Source organism: Pseudomonas sp. H1_D04 (assembly GCF_054683855.1).
Genome location: NZ_CP162826.1, coordinates 3110698 through 3130000, shown reverse-complemented (window position 1 = coordinate 3130000; position 19303 = coordinate 3110698). Strand labels below are relative to the sequence as shown.

20 protein-coding genes (1 of these 20 cut by a window edge) are annotated in these 19303 nt (G+C 58.0%); 6 read left to right on the top strand and 14 right to left on the bottom strand.

Annotated elements, in window-relative coordinates:
- The 9 genes from msrQ to mrcB form a co-directional block, all read right to left on the bottom strand.
- A protein-coding gene (msrQ, locus tag AB4N82_RS14460; protein ID WP_032884763.1) for a protein-methionine-sulfoxide reductase heme-binding subunit MsrQ crosses the window boundary here: on the bottom strand, positions 1-471 show its 5' portion. Its footprint begins 150 nt before the window's first position; 471 of the gene's 621 nt are visible here — the first part of the coding sequence; the start codon lies at positions 469-471; its stop codon lies beyond the left edge, outside the window.
- A complete protein-coding gene (msrP, locus tag AB4N82_RS14455) occupies positions 471-1484 on the bottom strand; it encodes a protein-methionine-sulfoxide reductase catalytic subunit MsrP (protein WP_122765322.1) in 1014 nt (337 codons plus the stop codon). Before msrP ends, msrQ begins: the two co-directional genes overlap by 1 nt.
- A 63-nt stretch (positions 1485-1547) precedes the next feature.
- Positions 1548-2405: a CDP-diacylglycerol--serine O-phosphatidyltransferase gene (pssA, locus tag AB4N82_RS14450; protein ID WP_122765321.1), complete on the bottom strand. Its 858-nt coding sequence runs from the start codon at positions 2403-2405 to the stop codon at positions 1548-1550.
- A 143-nt stretch (positions 2406-2548) separates the two neighbouring features.
- Entirely contained in the window at positions 2549-3565 is a 1017-nt protein-coding gene (ilvC, locus tag AB4N82_RS14445; protein WP_003194132.1) for a ketol-acid reductoisomerase, read from the bottom strand.
- Positions 3566-3612: 47 nt separating this feature from the next.
- Complete coding sequence (gene ilvN, locus AB4N82_RS14440; RefSeq protein ID WP_003176102.1) at positions 3613-4104, bottom strand: acetolactate synthase small subunit; 492 nt, start codon at positions 4102-4104, stop codon at positions 3613-3615.
- A gap of 2 nt (positions 4105-4106) precedes the next feature.
- A complete protein-coding gene (locus AB4N82_RS14435; RefSeq protein ID WP_095186270.1) occupies positions 4107-5831 on the bottom strand; it encodes an acetolactate synthase 3 large subunit in 1725 nt (574 codons plus the stop codon).
- A 431-nt stretch (positions 5832-6262) separates the two neighbouring features.
- Positions 6263-6592 carry a YqcC family protein gene (locus AB4N82_RS14430; protein ID WP_032884758.1) on the bottom strand — a complete coding sequence of 110 codons (330 nt, stop codon included), beginning with the start codon at positions 6590-6592 and terminating at the stop codon, positions 6263-6265.
- Entirely contained in the window at positions 6592-7326 is a 735-nt protein-coding gene (locus tag AB4N82_RS14425) for a tetratricopeptide repeat protein (protein ID WP_122765320.1), read from the bottom strand. Before AB4N82_RS14425 ends, AB4N82_RS14430 begins: the two co-directional genes overlap by 1 nt.
- A 16-nt stretch (positions 7327-7342) precedes the next feature.
- Positions 7343-9667 carry a penicillin-binding protein 1B gene (gene mrcB / locus AB4N82_RS14420; RefSeq protein ID WP_122765319.1) on the bottom strand — a complete coding sequence of 775 codons (2325 nt, stop codon included), beginning with the start codon at positions 9665-9667 and terminating at the stop codon, positions 7343-7345.
- 118 nt (positions 9668-9785) lie between these two features.
- Between mrcB and AB4N82_RS14415 the strand changes: the two genes are divergently transcribed.
- From AB4N82_RS14415 to AB4N82_RS14405, 3 genes are all read left to right on the top strand, one after another.
- Entirely contained in the window at positions 9786-11342 is a 1557-nt protein-coding gene (locus AB4N82_RS14415; RefSeq protein WP_095186262.1) for a bifunctional aminoglycoside phosphotransferase/ATP-binding protein, read from the top strand.
- 93 nt (positions 11343-11435) lie between these two features.
- Positions 11436-11780, top strand: a complete 345-nt coding sequence (locus tag AB4N82_RS14410) for a pentapeptide repeat-containing protein (RefSeq protein ID WP_122765318.1) — start codon at positions 11436-11438, stop codon at positions 11778-11780.
- A gap of 202 nt (positions 11781-11982) precedes the next feature.
- Complete coding sequence (locus tag AB4N82_RS14405; protein ID WP_032884753.1) at positions 11983-12255, top strand: TfoX/Sxy family protein; 273 nt, start codon at positions 11983-11985, stop codon at positions 12253-12255.
- A 244-nt stretch (positions 12256-12499) separates the two neighbouring features.
- On the opposite strand, the gene AB4N82_RS14400 is transcribed toward AB4N82_RS14405, so the two are convergent.
- Genes AB4N82_RS14400 through AB4N82_RS14390 form a run of 3 tightly spaced genes read right to left on the bottom strand, consistent with a single transcriptional unit; the run spans position 12500 to position 15179 of the window.
- On the bottom strand, positions 12500-13267 hold the full coding sequence (locus AB4N82_RS14400) for a heme ABC transporter ATP-binding protein (protein ID WP_122765317.1): 768 nt from the start codon (positions 13265-13267) through the stop codon (positions 12500-12502).
- The gene (locus AB4N82_RS14395; protein WP_163034915.1) at positions 13267-14250 is read right to left on the bottom strand and encodes a FecCD family ABC transporter permease; all 984 of its coding nucleotides are present in this window, start codon (positions 14248-14250) and stop codon (positions 13267-13269) included. The genes AB4N82_RS14400 and AB4N82_RS14395 overlap by 1 nt, the downstream gene beginning before the upstream one ends.
- Before the next feature lie 50 nt (positions 14251-14300).
- Positions 14301-15179 (bottom strand): heme/hemin ABC transporter substrate-binding protein, encoded by an 879-nt coding sequence (locus AB4N82_RS14390; protein WP_122765316.1) that lies wholly within the window; start codon positions 15177-15179, stop codon positions 14301-14303.
- A 155-nt stretch (positions 15180-15334) separates the two neighbouring features.
- Between AB4N82_RS14390 and AB4N82_RS14385 the strand changes: the two genes are divergently transcribed.
- A complete protein-coding gene (locus AB4N82_RS14385; RefSeq protein ID WP_122765315.1) occupies positions 15335-15652 on the top strand; it encodes a Rieske (2Fe-2S) protein in 318 nt (105 codons plus the stop codon).
- On the opposite strand, the gene sfsA is transcribed toward AB4N82_RS14385, so the two are convergent.
- Together sfsA and AB4N82_RS14375 are read right to left on the bottom strand one after the other, a co-directional pair.
- Entirely contained in the window at positions 15649-16359 is a 711-nt protein-coding gene (sfsA, locus tag AB4N82_RS14380; protein ID WP_095186258.1) for a DNA/RNA nuclease SfsA, read from the bottom strand. The two genes, AB4N82_RS14385 and sfsA, sit on opposite strands and share 4 nt — an antisense overlap.
- The gene (locus AB4N82_RS14375; RefSeq protein WP_122755952.1) at positions 16359-17531 is read right to left on the bottom strand and encodes a pyridoxal phosphate-dependent aminotransferase; all 1173 of its coding nucleotides are present in this window, start codon (positions 17529-17531) and stop codon (positions 16359-16361) included. The genes sfsA and AB4N82_RS14375 overlap by 1 nt, the downstream gene beginning before the upstream one ends.
- Before the next feature lie 318 nt (positions 17532-17849).
- On the opposite strand from AB4N82_RS14375, the gene dksA reads away from it, so the two are divergent.
- Together dksA and gluQRS are read left to right on the top strand one after the other, a co-directional pair.
- Positions 17850-18293: an RNA polymerase-binding protein DksA gene (gene dksA / locus AB4N82_RS14370; protein ID WP_032884743.1), complete on the top strand. Its 444-nt coding sequence runs from the start codon at positions 17850-17852 to the stop codon at positions 18291-18293.
- Between the two features lie 83 nt (positions 18294-18376).
- The gene (gluQRS, locus tag AB4N82_RS14365) at positions 18377-19264 is read left to right on the top strand and encodes a tRNA glutamyl-Q(34) synthetase GluQRS (protein ID WP_122765314.1); all 888 of its coding nucleotides are present in this window, start codon (positions 18377-18379) and stop codon (positions 19262-19264) included.
- Positions 19265-19303 lie beyond the last annotated feature (39 nt).

Genomic DNA, 19303 nt, shown 5'->3' with positions numbered 1-19303 from the left:
CAGCAGTCCAAGCCCAAGAATCACATATACCAGGCGATGCAGCTTCTTCCAACGACTGCCCAGTCGACGTTGGCTATAGCGATTAGACGTCACCGCCAACACCAGCAACGACAAGAACCCTAACGTACCCACAATAATATAAGGCCGCTTACGTAGCTCGACCCCAAGCTGAGACCAATCCAGACCCAGAACAAACACACAATAGGCCGCCAGATGCAGTACCACATAAGCAAAGCACCACAACCCTAGCTGTCGGCGCACCGCTATCCACCCCGCCCAGCCGCTCAACTTTTGCAGCGGGGTCATCCCCAGCGTGATCAACAGCAGGATCAAAGTGCCCAACCCCAGTCGATCAACCAGCACCTTTCCTGGATCTGGTCCAAGAACAAAACTCCACGCCTCATATAGCCATAACAAAGGCCACACTGCCGCGACTATAAAAACGCCGATGCGCCAGATGGGGTAGCGCATTAGTAGTTCTTCCGCAGGTCGAGACCGGCATATAAAGAAGCAACCTCATCCGAGTAACCATTGAACATCTGCGTTTCACGTACATTCGGACTGAACAAACCACTTGGCAGACGACGCTCACGCGCCTGAGTCCAACGCGGATGGTCCACTGTAGGGTTCACATTGGCATAGAACCCATACTCATCCGCCGCAATACTCTGCCACGTGGTTTTCGGCTGCTCACTCACAAGGCTGATCCGCACGATCGACTTCACACTCTTGAAACCGTACTTCCAAGGCACGACGAGACGTAACGGCGCGCCGTTCTGATTGGGCAACTCGCGCCCATACATCCCAACGGCAAGAATCGCTAAAGGATTCATCGCCTCATCCAGGCGCAAACCTTCAACATAAGGCCAATCGATCAAGCCAAAACTCGAACGCTGCCCCGGCATGCTCTTGGAATCCTGGAGTGTTTCAAAGCGGATGTATTTGGCCTTGGAGGTTGGCCCAACCTGCTGGAGCAACGCGGATATCGGAAAGCCCATCCATGGAATGACCATCGACCAAGCCTCGACGCAGCGCAACCGGTAGATCCGCTCTTCCAACTGATAGGGCTTCATGAAGTCCTCCAAGGCATAACGCCCCGGCTTGGCAACCTCACCATCAATCACGACACTCCAAGGTTCGGTCTTGAGTGAACCCGCGTTGTTCGCCGGATCCCCTTTGTCAGTGCCGAATTCATAGAAGTTGTTGTAGTGGGTTGCGTCCTTGAACGGGGTGATAGCCTCACCTTCAACCGTCACAGCCTGCCATTTAGTAGCAGGCAGCTTGCCAGTAAACCAGCTCGGCGCCTTCCCCGGCTCAACATCGGCATATCGCGCAGCGTCATCCGCACTGGCCCAACGCGGCAGGCTGCTGGCAGCAATGCCCGCAAGCGCACCACCGATAAAGCTACGGCGAGAAAAATAGAAGGATTCAGGAGTGACATCCGATTCATGGCAATCGGACGCTTTAGGCAATTTGATTAACATGGCAACTCCGCAGCATTGGAGGACTGATGCACCAATAGACTGCGGAGTATGGGGGAAATTACATTAAGGCAACGTTTTGTCCCGGCGCATATCTAGCAAGTACTGAACTGGCCCAGAAGCGGCGTAGACCAAGAAGGCCAATAGCAGAATCCGAGGCGGATCACTGAAGACCACCGCAAACACCAGCACCACTGCCAGGATTGCCACGAAAGGTACTCGCCCTTTGAGATCAAGCTCCTTGAAGCTGTTGTACTTGATGTTGCTGACCATCAGCATTCCGGCAGCGGCAACCATTAACGCCACCAGGAAAGACATTTTCGAGCCCTGGATGCCGTAATCACTGAATGCCCAGACGATACCCGCCACGACACCCGCCGCTGCCGGACTGGCCAACCCGATGAAGTAACGTTTATCAGCAGTACCCACCTGAGTGTTGAAGCGCGCCAGACGCAAAGCGGCGCCCGCGACATAGATGAAGGCAACCATCCAGCCAACCTTCCCCATGTCACCCAACGCCCAAGCAAATGCCAACAGCGCCGGCGCGACCCCAAATGCAACCATGTCAGACAGCGAATCGTACTCGGCACCGAAAGCACTTTGGGTATTGGTCATACGTGCAACACGACCATCCAAACCGTCGAGTACCATGGCCACGAAAATGGCAATGGCCGCAAAACCGAAGTACTTGCTGGCACTCGCCGCATCACCCGCCGCCAGCGCACTTTGGGCACTCATGGAGTTGATAATGGAATAGAAACCGGCAAACAAGTTTGCCGTAGTGAACAGATTGGGCAGCAAATAGATGCCACGATGCCGGACCTTGCGGCCTTCAGCGTCATGCCCTTCTTCGACATGTTCATCGATCGGTAGCAGGCTTTCGGCGTCAGGAGCCTGGTTAGGCTCTTCGGGACGTTCGCTCATGGACTTTACCTTGCAACGGTGTGAAAAAATTCGACCAATACTTGCGGCGAGTGTTCGCTCGCAAACGATGCAGCTTTATACCAGAACCCGCCCCCAAACGAAAAAACGCGGCCTAAGCCGCGTTTTCTCTTGATGCGTACGACTTAGTTTTTAGCTTTGTCGACGATCTTGTTGGCACCGATCCACGGCATCATGGAACGCAGTTGCTCGCCGATGACTTCGATACCGTGAGCAGCGTTGTTACGACGCTTGGCGGTCATCGAAGGGTAGCCGGTAGCGCCTTCACTGATGAACATTTTGGCGTATTCGCCGTCCTGAATACGTTTCAGGGCGTTGCGCATAGCTTGGCGGGACTCGGCGTTGATCACTTCTGGGCCAGTCACGTACTCGCCGTATTCGGCGTTGTTGGAGATCGAGTAATTCATGTTGGCAATACCGCCTTCGTACATGAGGTCAACGATCAGCTTCAGTTCGTGCAGGCATTCGAAGTAGGCCATTTCCGGCGCGTAGCCAGCTTCAACCAGGGTTTCGAAACCGGCTTTAACCAGTTCAACGGTACCGCCGCACAGAACGGCTTGCTCGCCGAACAGGTCGGTTTCGGTCTCGTCCTTGAAGGTGGTTTCGATGATGCCGGTACGACCGCCACCTACGCCAGCAGCGTAGGACAGCGCGACGTTCTTGGCGTTGCCCGAAGCATCCTGGTAGATCGCGATCAAGTCAGGGATACCACCGCCTTTGACGAACTCAGAGCGTACGGTGTGACCTGGCGCTTTTGGCGCGATCATGATCACGTCCAGGTCTGCGCGCGGCACAACCTGGTTGTAGTGAATCGCAAAGCCGTGGGAGAAGGCCAGGGTGGCGCCTTTCTTGATGTTCGGCTCGATTTCGTTTTTGTACAACGAGGACTGGAACTCGTCCGGGGTCAGGATCATGACCAGGTCAGCAGCAGCAACAGCGGAAGCAACGTCAGTCACTTTCAGGCCATGAGCTTCCGCCTTGGCAACGGTGGCCGAGCCTTTACGCAGGCCAACAGTCACGTCAACGCCGGAGTCTTTCAGGTTGCAAGCTTGCGCGTGACCCTGGGAGCCGTAGCCGATGATGGCGACTTTCTTGCCCTGGATGATCGACAGGTCACAATCTTTATCGTAATAAACTTTCATGAGGTTCCTCTATATATCCAGGCCGTAAGGCCATTCACTAATTTGGGTTAGATGCTGAGTACTTTGTCGCCACGGGCAATCCCGGTGACACCACTGCGTACCGTTTCCAGAATCGAGGCCGTCCCGATCGACTGGATGAAGCTGTCCAACTTGTCGCTTGTACCGGTCAGTTGCACGGTATAAACGCTGGCGCTCACATCGACGATCTGCCCGCGATAGATGTCGGTAGTCCGCTTGATTTCGGCACGTTGGGCACCCGTAGCCTTGACCTTTACCAGCATCAGCTCGCGCTCGATGTGGGCACTTTCCGACAGGTCGACCAGCTTGACCACCTCGATCAGCTTGTTGAGGTTCTTGGTGATCTGCTCGATCACCTCATCGTGGCCCACGGTGGTCAACGTCAGGCGCGACAGAGTCGGGTCTTCGGTCGGAGCCACGGTCAGGCTTTCGATGTTGTAGTTGCGTTGCGAAAACAGGCCGACAACACGAGACAGAGCGCCGGGTTCGTTCTCCAGAAGCAGGGAGATAATGTGCCGCATGATTAAGTACGCTCCGTCTTGTTCAGCCACATGTCGCGCATAGAGCCGTCTTTGATCTGCATCGGATAAACGTGCTCGCTGGTATCCACTTGAATATCGAGGAACACCAGGCGGTCCTTCATGGCGAACGCCTCTTCCATCTTCGGCTTCAGATCTTTCAGATCGGTGATGCGAATGCCGACGTGGCCATAGGCTTCAACCAACTTGATGAAATCCGGAAGCGATTCCATATAGGAATGAGAGTGACGGCTGCCGTAGCTCATGTCCTGCCATTGACGAACCATACCCAGCACGCCGTTGTTCAGGCAGACGATCTTCACCGGAAGACCGTACTGCAGGCACGTCGACAGTTCCTGAATGTTCATCTGGATGCTGCCTTCACCGGTAACGCACGCGACGTCGCTGTCCGGGAAGCTCAGCTTCACACCCATGGCCGCAGGAAAACCAAAGCCCATCGTGCCCAGACCACCGGAGTTGATCCAGCGGTTAGGCTTGTCGAACTTGTAGTATTGCGCGGCGAACATCTGGTGCTGACCCACGTCGGAGGTCACAAAGGCGTCGCCCTTGGTCACTTCGCACAGGGTCTCGATCACGGTTTGAGGCTTGATGATGCTGCCGTCGCCCTTGTCGTAAGGGAACAGGCCGCGGTCACCGCGCCATTCGTCGATCTGCTTCCACCAGCTGGCGACGGATTCCTTGTTCGGCGTCTCACCGATGTCCTTAAGCGCAGCGACCATTTCGGTCAGTACACTTTCCACAGGACCTACAATTGGCACGTCGGCCTTGATGGTCTTGGAGATGGACGCTGGATCAATATCGATGTGGATGATCTTCGCGTTCGGGCAGAATTTGCTCGCGCCGTTGATCACACGATCATCAAAACGCGCACCCACAGCCAGGATCACGTCGGCGTGGTGCATGGTCAGGTTGGCGGTGTAGCTGCCGTGCATGCCGAGCATGCCGACGAACTGACGGTCCGTACCCGGAAAGGCGCCGAGGCCCATCAGGGTGTTGGTGACCGGCAGGTTGAGAAGCTTGGCCAACTCGGTCAATGGGGCGGAGCCCCCGCCGAGGATCACACCGCCACCCGAGTACAACACAGGGCGCTTGGCTGCCAGAAGCATTTCTGCCGCCTTGCGAATTTGCCCCGAGTGCCCACGAACGGCCGGACTGTAGGAGCGCAGCTTGGCTTTCTTCGGGAAGACGTATTCGAATTTCTCAGCCGGGTTGGTCATGTCTTTCGGGATATCGACCACGACAGGGCCCGGGCGACCGGACTGCGCGAGGTAGAACGCCTTTTTCATGACTTCCGGAATTTCCGACGCATGCTTGATCATGAAGCTGTGTTTCACGATCGGCCGGGAGATACCGATCATGTCGGTTTCCTGGAATGCATCGGTACCGACCATGGTGCTTGGCACCTGGCCAGAAATGATCACCATCGGGATGGAGTCCATATAAGCAGTCGCAATGCCGGTAATGGCATTCGTTGCGCCTGGGCCGGACGTTACCAGCACCACGCCGGCTTTACCGGTGGCACGGGCGTAACCGTCAGCCATATGGGTCGCGGCTTGTTCGTGGCGAACCAGGATGTGGGTAACAGCCGGCTCCTTGAACAGTGCGTCGTAAACATGCAACAGAGCACCACCTGGGTACCCGTAGATATAGTCGACGCCTTCGTCACGCAAAAAGCGGACGAGCATCTCACCGCCAGATAAAAGCTCCACGTTGTTCACCTCTAAAACGCCAGAATACCGTCCGTTGAAAACCGACGGGTCTTAATAGGTTTACTTCTCAACAGAGCATGAGCGACGGTGGTCGCCGACTACGTCAGCACTGACTGAGCAAGTATTGGGATCGTCCCAAGTGTTGCGGGCTTTTCCCACCCAGCGCGAGGTAACGCGTTGCGGGTGTAACAGGTCGGCGCGGATGTGCGCCTCATGATCTGCTGAGCGGGCCTGCTTCTGGCAGTCCCGATACAGCGGACTTTGGATTCTTCTGTTTCAGGCCGTTCAAGTCAAGCAATAATTGCGCTTTTTTCCAACTAAGCGCATGAGAACGTAGAAGAAAGGGCTTTGAGGAGGGATAAAACTCGCCTGAATGTCGTCAAGCGGTAGAAATATGCGCAAGACTGCCGAAAAAACCGGCAGTCAGGCAATTAACGAGCGTCGACGATCAATTGATCGAACTTTTTCAGCGCATTGCGTAAACCGAGGCTCTCGCGCGGCCGATCGGCGTACACCATCTCGGCCATCTCCAGAATCCCTGACGCATTGGGCAGTGGCAGGTCCTGTTCGAGGATCTGCTTCATGCGCGTCAGGAAAATCCATTGCAGCCACTGGTGAAAGTCCAGGGTATCCACCGAAAACGGCTCAACACTGCTGAGCGCCTCGATGCTGGGGGACACCTCATCCCACCAGCCTTGTATGCGCAGTTCGCGCTCAATCAGCAATAACTGTTCGGCAATCGCGGGAAACCGTACATCCATCAGAGGCTGACCTTGGCTTTCTGCCGGGCCTGAGCAGCGCCAGCGGCATCACCTTGTGCGGCGCGCGCATCTCCGATTAACGCCCAGAGACTGGCCTGCAGATCGGGACGACCGTTGGCCAGCGTGAGGCCACGACGGGCGAACTGTTCGGCCTGAGGCGCATCGCCTTGGGCCATGCGTACCTGTGCCAGGCGATACAGTACTTGCGGTTCACGAGGTGCAACTCGCTGCGCCCGCTCAAGGCTCGATGAAGCGCCGTTCAGGTCGCCACCGGCCTGTTGTTGCTGCGCCGTAGTCAGCAAGGCCAGCACCGGACCGTCCAGTTGCTCGTCAGCCGAAAGGCCGCCGCCACTGGAGGAAGATGGAATGCCACTCGGCGTCGACGGCATGTTGTAAGTGCCCTGATTGATCGGCGCGGTCTGAATCGGCGCGGACTCAATCGGTCCGGAGGTGCTTGGCCCTGGAGTCCATGGCTCGGCACTGATCGGTGCGGACGTAGCGGCGCCGCCGCCCGGCACCATCACCACCACACCCGAATCTTGCGGCACGGCCTGAGGCTTGGCCTGCGCCGGACGGTTGGTCACGGTCTGGCGGAAACCGCCATTGGCCGAGATCCGGTCGCTATTGGAGACGGCAGTGCTCGAATCCACCACGGGAATGGAGCCGCGCTGCACGCTGGAGCAACCGCTGAGCAAAGCCAGAGCTGTAATCGCTGGAATACACCACTTGTTCACTTGAAACCCTCTTTGCTTAATTCATCCAGCCCTTGACCCAATCCATCACCGATTCCGCGTCCGCAGGGGCACTGCCGCCGCACGCAGCACCGGGTGGTGGCTCGCTGCCGCGAATATACGGCATCTGTACTGCGCCCGGACAGTTAGCGTCGGAACCCTGGCCGGTATGCGGATCAATCCAGGCCTGCACGATGTTATCCGGCTGCGGCATATTCAATGGCAACGGGTCGGCCTTGCGCATAAAACTGGTCCAGACCTGCAACGCACCGGTAGCACCGGTAAAAGGCGTCTTACCGTTGTCGTCTCGACCGAGCCACACCACGGCCAGTACATCCTGACCGAAACCTGCAAACCAGCTATCGCGCGAATCGTTACTGGTACCGGTCTTGCCCGCCAGCGTCAGGTTGGACGGAAGCACCTTATAGACCGAGCTACCGGTACCTTCACGCATCACGCGCTGCATGGCGTTCTGTATCAGGTAGATAGAGCCAGCGTCAAAGCGCTGCTGGATCTGGAACGGGTAGCGCTTGAGCGGCTCACCCTCAGCCGTCAGTACACTGCGGATCCCGCGCATCGGAGTGTTGAAGCCACCGTTGGCAAGGGTCTGGTACATGGTCGCGACTTCCATCGGCGTCATGGCGCCGGCGCCCAACAGGATCGATGGGAACGCCGGGAATTCGCGGGTGATGCCCAGTCGAGCCAGCGTCTTGAGGACATTCGGCACGCCGACTTCCAGGCCAAGCCGAGATGTAGAGATGTTGTAGGAGTGCGCCAAGCCTTGATACAGGAACACCGTGCCGTGGGAACGGCGATCGAAGTTCTGTGGGGTCCACACCTGGCCGTCCCCGCCTTTGACCGACAGCGGATCATCCGACAGCCAGCTCGTCAGGGTGTACTTGCTCGGTTTTTCCAACGCAGTGAGGTAGACCGCAGGCTTGACCAGCGAACCAATCGGCCGCACCGCATCCAAAGCACGATTGAATCCGGCAAAACTCGCCTGGCGACTGCCGATCATGGCTTGGACTTCACCGGTTTCCGGATTGGTGACCACCATTGCGGCTTCTACTTCGTCGGAGCCCTTACGACCCGTCAGACGCTTGAAGGTATCGCTGACTGACGCTTCGGCCTTCATCTGCAAAATCGGGTCAAAACTGGTGAAAATTCGCAAACCTTCTTCGGTCAAGTCCTCGTCGCGGTAGTCTTCACGCAGTTGACGTTTAACCAGATCGATAAAGCCTGGGAATGAACTGTCCGCCAACTTGCCGCGAGTTGTCACACCCAGCGGCATTTTCTTCGCTGCGGCCACCTGTTCAGCCGTGGCCACGCCTTGCTGCTCAAGTACATCCAGCACCAAGTTACGGCGCTCAAGCGCACGCTCAGGATTGCGACGCGGGTTGTAGTAGGAAGGCCCCTTGACCATCCCCACCAACAAGGCCACTTGATGCAGCTTCAACTCAGACAGCGGCTGACCGAAGAAGAACTGGCTGGCCAGACCGAAGCCATGTACCGCGCGCTGGCCATCCTGCCCGACGAAGACCTCGTTGAGGTATGCCTCAAGGATTTCCTGCTTGCTGTAGTGAAGCTCAAGCAGCATAGCCATCATCGCTTCGGTGAGCTTTCGGGTCAGACTGCGCTCGTTGGTGAGGTAGAAGTTCTTCACCAACTGCTGAGTCAGCGTACTGCCGCCCTGGGTCATCTTGCCGCCGGACGTGTTCACCCAAACCGCACGGGCAATCGACTTCGGCGAAACACCCCAGTGGCTATAAAAATCGCGATCCTCTACCGCAACCAGAGTTTCCAGCAGGTACGGAGGCACCTGATCAAGCTTGATCAGGATGCGATCTTCAAGGTTTTTCGGGTAAATCCCGCCGATCATCAACGGTTCAAGACGTACCACCGGCAATTTCGAGCCGTTGAGGGAGGACAACTCGGCGACGTAATCACCGGAAAAGCGCACGCGGACCGGCTGGGCTTTTTCCAGGCCTTCATAGAACTGGAAGCCACGGGTATTCAGGTCGACAGTGTTTCCGCTGACAGCGGCCGCACCCGGGCCGTTGCTCACGGGTTCGCGGCGGTAGCCGAGGGCATCGAGCTCGGTAAGGAAGTCATCCTTGCTCAGCTTCTGGCCACTGAACAATTCCAGCGGGCGCGCGTACACCTTTGCAGGAATGGTCCAGCGCTTGCCGGAGAACTTCTCCTGGACCACAGCGTCGAGGTACACGGCGAAGCCGGCGAGTACCACAAGGCCTACGAGGCCGAGCTTGAGCGCCCAGCCAAGCCAAGGGCGCAGGCCGCGGGAAGGAGGTTTTTTACGGGAACGGGGAGATCGGGTTCGAGTCATGGCGGCGGATTATACGCACTTTATTGATGATCAACATGAGCCGGACAGCGGTTTGCACGACCGTCCGTAGCAGCCATAATGCGCGCCATGATTTCCCCCAGACTCTGAAGGATCGCCCGTGAGCCAGTCACTGATCGCCGCCCTGCAAAACCCGGCTTTGTACCCTCATCCGGTTGAAGCGTTCCAAGTCATCGAGACCCATATTTCATGGGTCGTATTGACCGGCCCTTACGCCTATAAACTGAAAAAGCCGATGAATTTCGGGTTTCTGGACTTCACCGACCTGGAAAAGCGCGAACACTTCTGCAACGAAGAGCTGCGTCTGAACCAGCGTCTGACGAACGATTTGTATCTGGACGTGTTGCCGATTACCGGCACTGCCGAAGCGCCTCAATTGGGCGGCGACGGCCCGGTGATCGAATACGCACTAAAGATGCGCCAGTTCCCGCAAAGCCAACTGCTCAGCACCCTGCAAGCCAATGGCGAACTGACGGCAGCGCACATCGATGAAATGGCCAAGCAAATTGCACACTTCCATCTCACGGCACCGAAAGTCCCGCAAACGCATCCGGCTGGCACTCCTGACGAAGTGATGGCACCGGTACGGCAGAACTTCGAGCAGATCCGTCCGTTCCTAAGCGATAAGGCAGACCTGGTTCAACTCGAAGCCTTGCAAGCCTGGGCCGAAAGCAGCTTCGAACGCCTCAAGCCACTGCTGGCACAGCGCAAGCTCGACGGTTTCACCCGCGAATGCCACGGTGATATCCACCTCGGTAACGCCACCTTGATCGACGGCCAAGTGGTGATTTTCGACTGCATCGAGTTTAACGAACCGTTTCGCTTCACCGACGTGTATGCCGACACCGGCTTCCTGGCAATGGACCTGGAAGACCGCGGACTCAAGTCCCTGGCCCGCCGCTTCATCAGCCAATACCTGGAACTGACCGGCGACTATCAGGGCCTTGAAGTGCTGAACTTCTATAAAGCCTACCGCGCCCTGGTACGCGCCAAGGTGTCGTTGTTCAGCATGCCGAGCGAAGCAAGCCCGGTACAACGCGCCACCACTCTGCGCCAGTACCGCAACTACGCGAACCTGGCAGAAAGCTACAGCACTATTCCTTCACGCTTCCTGGCGATTACCCACGGCGTCTCGGCTGTGGGCAAAAGCCACGTATCCATGCGCCTCGTGGAAGCGCTTGGTGCCGTGCGCCTGCGGTCGGACGTGGAACGCAAACGCCTATTCGGCGAGCAGCAAGTGGAAAACACGCTGCAGGCCGGTATCTATGCAGCCGACGCCAGCACAGCAACCTACGCTCGTTTGAACGACCTCGCAGATACCGTGCTGCGTGCCGGCTTCCCGGTGGTACTGGATGCCACCTTCCTGAAACGCGAACAACGTGAAGCCGCCGCCAAGGTTGCCGAAGCCACCGGTGCGCCCTTCCTTATTCTGGACTGCAACGCACCACAGGCCGTTATCAGCAGTTGGCTGGCACAACGTCAGGCAGACAAAAACGATCCGTCCGACGCTACTCTGGCCGTTATCGAAGCACAGCAGGCCAACCGTGACCCCCTCACAGCTGAAGAACTGTTACTGAGCAAACGCGTCGAGACCAATCAAAGCGGGACTCTCGACGCGGTGGTCGCGCAAATTCGCCAGCGCTTGCCAGGCCTGTAAGAAAAATTTCTTGGTCGTGTCGTCTACTTGGGCGCACGGCCGAGCAATAGTGGCACTATAATGGCGCCATAAATCCAACAGGAGTTCGTTGTCATGAGTCAGCCCAAGCTTCTCGATACCCCGCTCTACTCGCTCCTGCATAAAGACGATATTCGCGGTTTCAACCAGGAGCGTCCGAAAGACGGCGCTATCGACATGCGCGGAGGCGACTTCCGTGGGCTGGACTTACGCGAGCTGAATGTCACCGGCGTAGATTTTACCGACGCGTATTTCCGCTCCACCGACTTGCGCGGGTTGGATTTGCGCGACTGTTCGCTGGAGGGCGCCAGCCTGGCCCATGCGCAGATTTCGGGCACTTATTTTCCGCCTGAGTTGACCGCCGACGAAATTCTCATGTCGGTCAATTTCGGCACGCGTCTGCGCTACCGTACCAAGTAACACACGCCTCAAGCCCGCTACGCGCAACGTGTAGCGGGCGGCTCACGCCTGCTCGCCGTCAAAATCCCCGCGCCATTCTTATAAGCTTTTTGGCCGTTTCGGACCAAAGAACCACGCTTTTCCTACTGAACGCTACACTCCTGTTCAGGCTTGCCTGGTCACGAATACCCACCGCACCATTCGGCCGTCGCAAGGAGGCTTGATGAACGATGAGCTGCAACACCTGAAAAACCTTGGCAAGACGTCAGCGCAGTGGCTGCATGCGGTGGGCATCCACAGCGCGTCCGACTTGCGGCGCTTGGGCGCGGTCGATGCGTATCGAGCTGTAAGGACTCGCGGCTTCCGCGCATCGAAAGTTTTGCTGTATGCCATCGAAGGGGCGCTGATGGATGTGCACTGGAACGACATCCCCGTTGAGCGTAAGGAAGCGTTGAACCGGCAACTGGATGCAATCTCAACGCGCCAGAAGAATTAGATCGACCAAAACACTCAATATTTACGTAGGTTTCGAACATCTGTTTAAGGAAAGCGGATGGTCACGTAAAAACAATTGTTGACTCTCAAATGAGAATCGTTATGATTATCACAACTGGTCGCGAGATCAGCCGATAACTGAAAGACCATTGGTTCGGACTCTCAGATTATCTCCTCATCAGGCTAATCACGGTTATTTGACCCGGCTCTTGCCGGGTCTTTTTTTGTCTGTAAGAAAGCAGACTTTAACGCGCAATGATCAGCGGATGCCCGCGCTCCGGGTGTGGCTGTACCAGCACATCCAAACCAAACACGGCTTTAAGCGGTTCTGGACGCAGCACCCGCACGGGCGTATCCAGAGCGTGGGGGCGCCCCCCGTCAAGCAGCAGAATACGATCACAGTAGCGCGCCGCCAGATTCAGATCATGGAGGATCACCAGCACCGCCGCGCCCCGATCTGCGAAAGTCCGAATAGTTTGCAAAGTCGTGTGCTGGTGCAGGGGATCCAACATTGACGTAGGCTCATCCAGCAGCAACGTCTGCCCCTCCTCCCCCGGCCATAGCTGCGCCAGCACCCGCGCCAAGTGCACGCGTTGGCGCTCGCCACCGGATAACGCCAGGTAGCTGCGACCGCTCAAGTGCGCAACATCTGCTGCTTGCAAGGCTGCATCGATGATTTCGTCATCCCGCACGCGTCCGGTCTGATAGGGCAGACGCCCCATCCCGACGACCTCCTCTACGCGGAATGCAAAGTCCAGGGTCGAGGTTTGTGGCAACACCGCCAGTCGCTGGGCGCGCTGCGATCCGCTCCAGTCTTTCAGCGCCTGCTGCCCCAGCCAGACCTTGCCGTGATCGGGATGCAACTCACCGCACAACGCCCCCAGCAACGTGCTTTTGCCGGCGCCATTGGGGCCCAGCACGCCGAGCACTTCGCCTGGCAGCAAGTCCAAAGTGACATCCGCCAACACGGTTTTTCGACCGCGGCTGATCTGCAGGTTTTCAACACGCAGCATCAGGCACGCCCCCGTAACAACAGGTAAAGAAAAAACGGCGCACCAATGAACGCCGTCACAATCCCAATCGGCAACTCCGCGGGCGCCAAAGCCAGCCGTGCGACCAAGTCAGCTAACAGCAGCAAACTCGCGCCCGCCAAAATTGAAGCCGGAAGTAACACGCGGTGATCAGGCCCAGCGAGCAATCTGACCAGATGCGGCACCACCAGCCCCACAAAACCAATCATTCCGGCTGCCGCGACCGCCGCGCCGACACCTAATGCGGTGCAGAACACCAACTCGCGCTTGAGTGCTTCGACATCAATCCCCAGGTGACTGGCCTCGGACTCACCGAGCAGCAGCGCATTCAGTGCCTTCGCCCGGCGCGGTAACCACAGCGCCACACCCGCGCTGACCATCAACAACGGCCACAGGCGGGAATAGCTCGCGCCGTTGAGGCTGCCCAGGTTCCAGAACGCCAGGGTCCGCAGGGTGGCGTCGTCAGCCAAGTAAGTAAAAAGGCCCACCGCCGAGCCGGCCAGCGCAGTGAGGGCAATACCGGCGAGCAGCATCGTCGCCACATTGGTCTGGCCATTACGCCGCCCCAGTCGATAGACCAGCGCGGTAACGCCCAACCCGCCAAGAAATGCGCACAGCGACAGGAGATACGGCCCGAATGCATCCGGCAAACCACCAAAAAACGCACCACCGACGATGGCGACGGCGGCCCCGAGCGCCGCACCACTCGACACCCCTACCAGCCCCGGATCGGCCAACGGGTTGCGAAACAGCCCTTGCATGGCGACGCCCGACAATGCCAATACGCCGCCCACCGCCAGGCCCAGCAAGGTACGCGGCAAACGAATCTGCCCAAGAATAAGCTCGGCCTGCTCCAAGCCCTGCGCTTCAATTGGCACGCCGACCAAACGCAAGGCCGCCTTAAGCGTGTCGAGTAACGGCAGGCTCACCGGCCCCAGCGCCAACGAAAGCCAGATCGCCAACACACACAACAGCGTCAGCCCGATAAACAGCGTTTTTGGCTTAACCAGCGTGGTCATAGGGCTGGTTTAGCCTGGGCCGGATATAACCCGGCGGACAACTTCACCAGGCTTTGCGGCAGGCGCGGCCCGAGCCCTCCCACCAACAATGTCGGGTCCAGCTCAAATACACGTCCACTCTTGGCGGCTGGCGTCGACGCCAGGATAGGATTCTCTTTGAACAGCGCCGCACGGGCCGCATCACCTGTGAGGGCACGGTCAGCGAATACCAGTACATCCGGGCTCAACCCTGCCAACGACTCCACCGAAAACGGCTTGTAACCGGTGTGCGTGGCCAGGTTTTTACCGCCCGCCTGCTGCACCATCCAATCTCCGGCCGTGTCCTTGCCAGCGATCAGCGGCTTGCCGCCGGCGTGACCGATCAGTAGCAAGACACCAGGGGGCTTTTGGGAGGCCTGGGCCTTCGCGACCCAACTTTTCTGCTGACTGAGGGCATTCTCGTACCGGGTAAACAATTCGTCGGCTTTAGCCTCATCACCCAGCAACTTGCCCAAGTGCTGAAGATTGCCTTTCAAGGTCGGTAAATCCGGCTGCGCCGAGAACATTTCAACCCGAACCCCCGCGCTGCGAATCTGCGCCAGTACCGGCGGCGGGCCCATCTCTTCAGTGCCTACCAGCACCTGCGGGCGCAGGCTGAGAATGCCTTCGGACGACAATTGCCGCTGATAGCCAACACTTGGCAACGCTTTTAGAGACTCTGGATGCTGGCTCGTGGTATCCACGCCGACCAACTTTGGCTCACCGCCCAGAGCCGCCACCCACTCCGACAGCGCCCCACCGGCACTCACCCAACGCTGTGGCAGTTCAGAGGCGTGCGCCCCAGGGTTGACCAGCAATCCGACAACAAGCGCAATAGCGCTGGCACTCAGGCGCATAACAGGGTTTCCTTCCTAAGGCGGGGCCTTTCGGGCACTCATTGATGTGACAGTTACCCCCTGCCATGCATCGAACTGAGCACCCAGTCAGCTAACGGGCGAGCCGGCATTTGATAATTGTTTGCATTTGAACGTCAAGGCACTTAAGGATTGAAATGAAGTTTCTCTGCCCCTCCTCTAGCCTCGCGCCAGACAGCAGCCTCGGTTTTGAAATCGATGGTTGCAAATTATTCGCGGTACGCCGGGACGGCATTGCCTACTTCTATACCAACCGCTGCCCTCATCGCGGCATACCGCTTGAATGGCAACCCGATAAGTTCCTAGACGAGAGCGCCAGCCTGATCCAATGCGCCACCCACGGCGCTCTGTTCCTGATCGAAAGCGGTGAGTGCATTGCCGGGCCGTGCTCCGGTAAAAGCCTCCAAGCCCTGCGCGGTCGCGAAGACGAACAGGGCCTGTGGGTAGAGCTCTAATCGAGCAGCACGTCCAACCGGCGATCCACGCAAATTTCCTCGGACGTCACGCGCACGCCGTACGCCAATACTTCCACTCCAGCAGCTTTAGCCTCACGCAAGGCAGCGCCATAGACGGCATCGATTTCCAAAGCTGGGCGCACGGCGTCAATCCCGGAGAGGTTGACGCAGTACAACTGCACCGCTCGCACACCTTCGCGCGCCAAGTGGGCCAGCTCCCGCAGATGCTTGGCGCCACGCTGGGTCACTGCGTCGGGGAAGGCGGCAACCCGGGTGTTATCAAAGCCTAGGGTGACGCTTTTGACTTCGACATAGGCCGCACCCTCTGGATACTCCAGCCGAAAGTCGATACGGCTTTTCTCCTGACCGTAAGGCACTTCGCGCTTCAGTGCGGTAAAGCCATTGAGCTCCGTGATCACACCAGCCAGTAACGCCTCTTCGACCAACTGATTGGCGCGCGCCGTGTTCACGCACGCCAAACGGCCCTGAGGCGTTTCGGCAATCTCCCAGGTGCCGGGCAGCTTACGCTTGGGGTCGTTGGAGCGACTGAACCAAACTTGCCCGCCTTCCACCATGCAATTGAGCATGGAACCGGTGTTTGGGCAGTGAATAGTCAACAACTCGCCGGTAACAGTTTCGATATCGGTGAGAAAACGCTTGTATCGGCGAATCAGTCGACCTTCTTCGAGGGGAGGATAAAAGCGCATCAGCCTTGCCAGCTCCGCAAGCCACGGGCGATGCGTTCCACCGCTTCCTGTAACCGATCGAGGTTTTGCGTGTAGGCAAAACGCACATGATGGCCCGCTTGATAGCGACCAAAATCCAAGCCGGGCGTAAACGCAACATGCTCAGTTTCGAGAAAGTGCCGGCAAAACGCGAAGGCATCACCGCCGAATGCGCTGATATCGGCGTACAAATAGAACGCCCCTTCCGGCTCGACGGCAATGCCAAAGCCCAATTCGCGTAAGGCGGGCAGCAGGAAGTCGCGACGACGGCCAAACTCGGCACGACGCTCCTCCAGAATGCTCAGTGTTTGCGGGGTAAAACAGGCGAGCGCCGCATATTGGGCCATGCTCGGCGCACTGATATAAAGGTTTTGCGCCAGCTTCTCCAATTCACTCACTGCAGCCGGCGGCGCCACGAGCCAACCCAGCCGCCAGCCGGTCATGCCGAAATACTTCGAAAAACTATTCAGGACGAAGGCGTCATCATCGACCTCCAGCACGCTGGCGGCATCAGTGCCGTAGGTTAGGCCGTGATAGATCTCATCCACCACCAAATGGCCGTTACGCGCCTTGATTGCTTCGGAAAGCCCGGCTAATTCATCGCGCGTGAGGATCGTGCCGGTGGGATTTGCAGGGGAGGCAACCAACGCGCCCACGCTGTCTTGATCCCAGTATCTGGCCACTAGGTCAGCAGTCAGTTGATAACGCACTTCAGGGCCTACCGGCACCAGTTGCGCGGCGCCTTCCACCAAGCGCAGGAAGTGTCGGTTACAGGGATAACCCGGGTCTGCCAGCAGCCAATGCTTGCCTGGGTCCACCAGCAGGCTGCTGGCCAGCAACAACGCGCCAGAACCTCCCGGAGTGACCAGAATACGCTCGGGATCTACATTCAACCCGTAGCGCTGCTGGTAGAAACCGCTGATGGCTTCACGCAATTCTGGCAGGCCTCGGGCTGCGGTATAGCGAGTCTTGCCATTGGCGAGCGCCGCCTGACCGGCCTGGATGATCGGCTCCGCCGTTGTGAAATCGGGCTCGCCGATTTCCAGGTGAATCACGTCATTGCCGGCGGCCTGCAGCTCATTGGCCCGCGCGAGCAACGCCATGACATGAAAAGGTTCGATGGCGCGACTGCGCGCACTGTAGGGCTGAGCCATTAGCCTTCCTTAACGGTGAGGATAAAATCGGGATTCTACCGAACCCGCGCGGTAAAACATGTTCTATTGCCTGCCCGGCCACCTGTGTGGTGCGGGCAAGCGCGCGCAAAACGACTAAAATCAACATTCGAGCCGAAACATACCCAGCCACGACGGGCCTCTGCAGTTTGCAACCCCGACGCGACAGGCTCGACAACCGGGAGTGGCGCACCCCGAATCTATCTGGTAAGTTCGCCCGCTTGCAGCCGCAGGGCCGGCAGGTGTCGGTGACGTTGCAATCCTGCGCAATGGATTAGAAGAGTGAGAGGCGGTCTATTCATGTCCACCCAAGCAAAGCAACAGCAGACTCAAGGCCTCAATGGCTTCGAACCTTACGTAGAGAAGAAAGGTGAGGAGTACATGGGCGAGCCCATGCGCGAGCACTTCACCAAGATCCTGAGCAAGTGGAAACAGGACTTGATGCAGGAGGTCGACCGTACCGTTGACCATATGAAGGACGAAGCAGCCAACTTCCCTGACCCGGCCGACCGTGCCAGCCAGGAAGAAGAGTTCGCCCTTGAACTGCGCGCCCGTGATCGCGAGCGCAAGTTGATCAAGAAGATCGACAAGACACTGCAACTGATCAAAGACGAAGAGTACGGCTGGTGCGAAAACTGCGGGGTCGAGATCGGTATTCGCCGCCTGGAAGCCCGCCCAACCGCGGACCTGTGCGTAGACTGCAAGACCTTGGCTGAAATCAAGGAAAAACAGGTCGGCAAGTAATCCTGTCGAGCTGAACGAATGGAGCGTGTAAACGCTCCATTTTTGTTTCTGGCGTTTACCGATTTTCCAGTAGTATCCGGCCCATGACAGCCTCTACCTATATCGGGCGATTCGCCCCCACGCCCAGCGGCCATTTGCACTTCGGCTCCCTGGTCGCCGCCCTCGCCTCCTACCTTGATGCCCGCGCCAACCACGGCCGCTGGCTGATGCGTATGGAAGACCTCGACCCACCCCGCGAAGAGCCCGGTGCACAGGCGGCGATCCTGCATGCCCTGGAAAGCTATGGCTTTGAGTGGGACGGCGAACTGGTCCGACAAAGCGAGCGGCACGAGGCCTACGCCAAAGTGCTGAACGACATGTTCAACCACGGCTTGGCCTACGCCTGCACCTGCTCACGCAAGCAACTGGAACCCTACAATGGGATTTACCCAGGCTTGTGCCGCAACGCCGGTCACGAGCAGCAAGATGCAGCCATCCGCTTACGTGTACCTGAGCTTTCGTACCACTTTACTGACCGTGTGCAGGGTGAGTTCAGACAACACCTGGGGCGCGAAGCAGGCGATTTCGTCATCCGACGCCGCGACGGCCTCTATGCTTACCAACTGGCCGTGGTCCTGGATGACGCCTGGCAAGGTGTTACCGATATCGTGCGGGGTGCCGACTTGCTCGACTCCACCCCGCGCCAACTGTATCTGCAAGAACTGCTGGGCCTACGCCAACCGCGCTACCTGCACGTGCCCCTGATCATCCAGCCGGACGGCAACAAACTGGGTAAGTCTTACCGTTCGCCGCCGTTGACGCCCGACCAGGCCACGCCTTTGCTATTGAGAGCACTACGCGCCCTTGGCCAACAACCCGGCGGCGAATTGCTTCACGCCAGCCCTAAGGAACTGCTGGATTGGGGCATTCGGCACTGGGATGCCACACAGATCCCGCGCACACTCACCCTGGCCGAAGCGCAATTGAACTGACGGCGCTTGCAGCTTGCCAAGCATCCGTTACCATCGCCG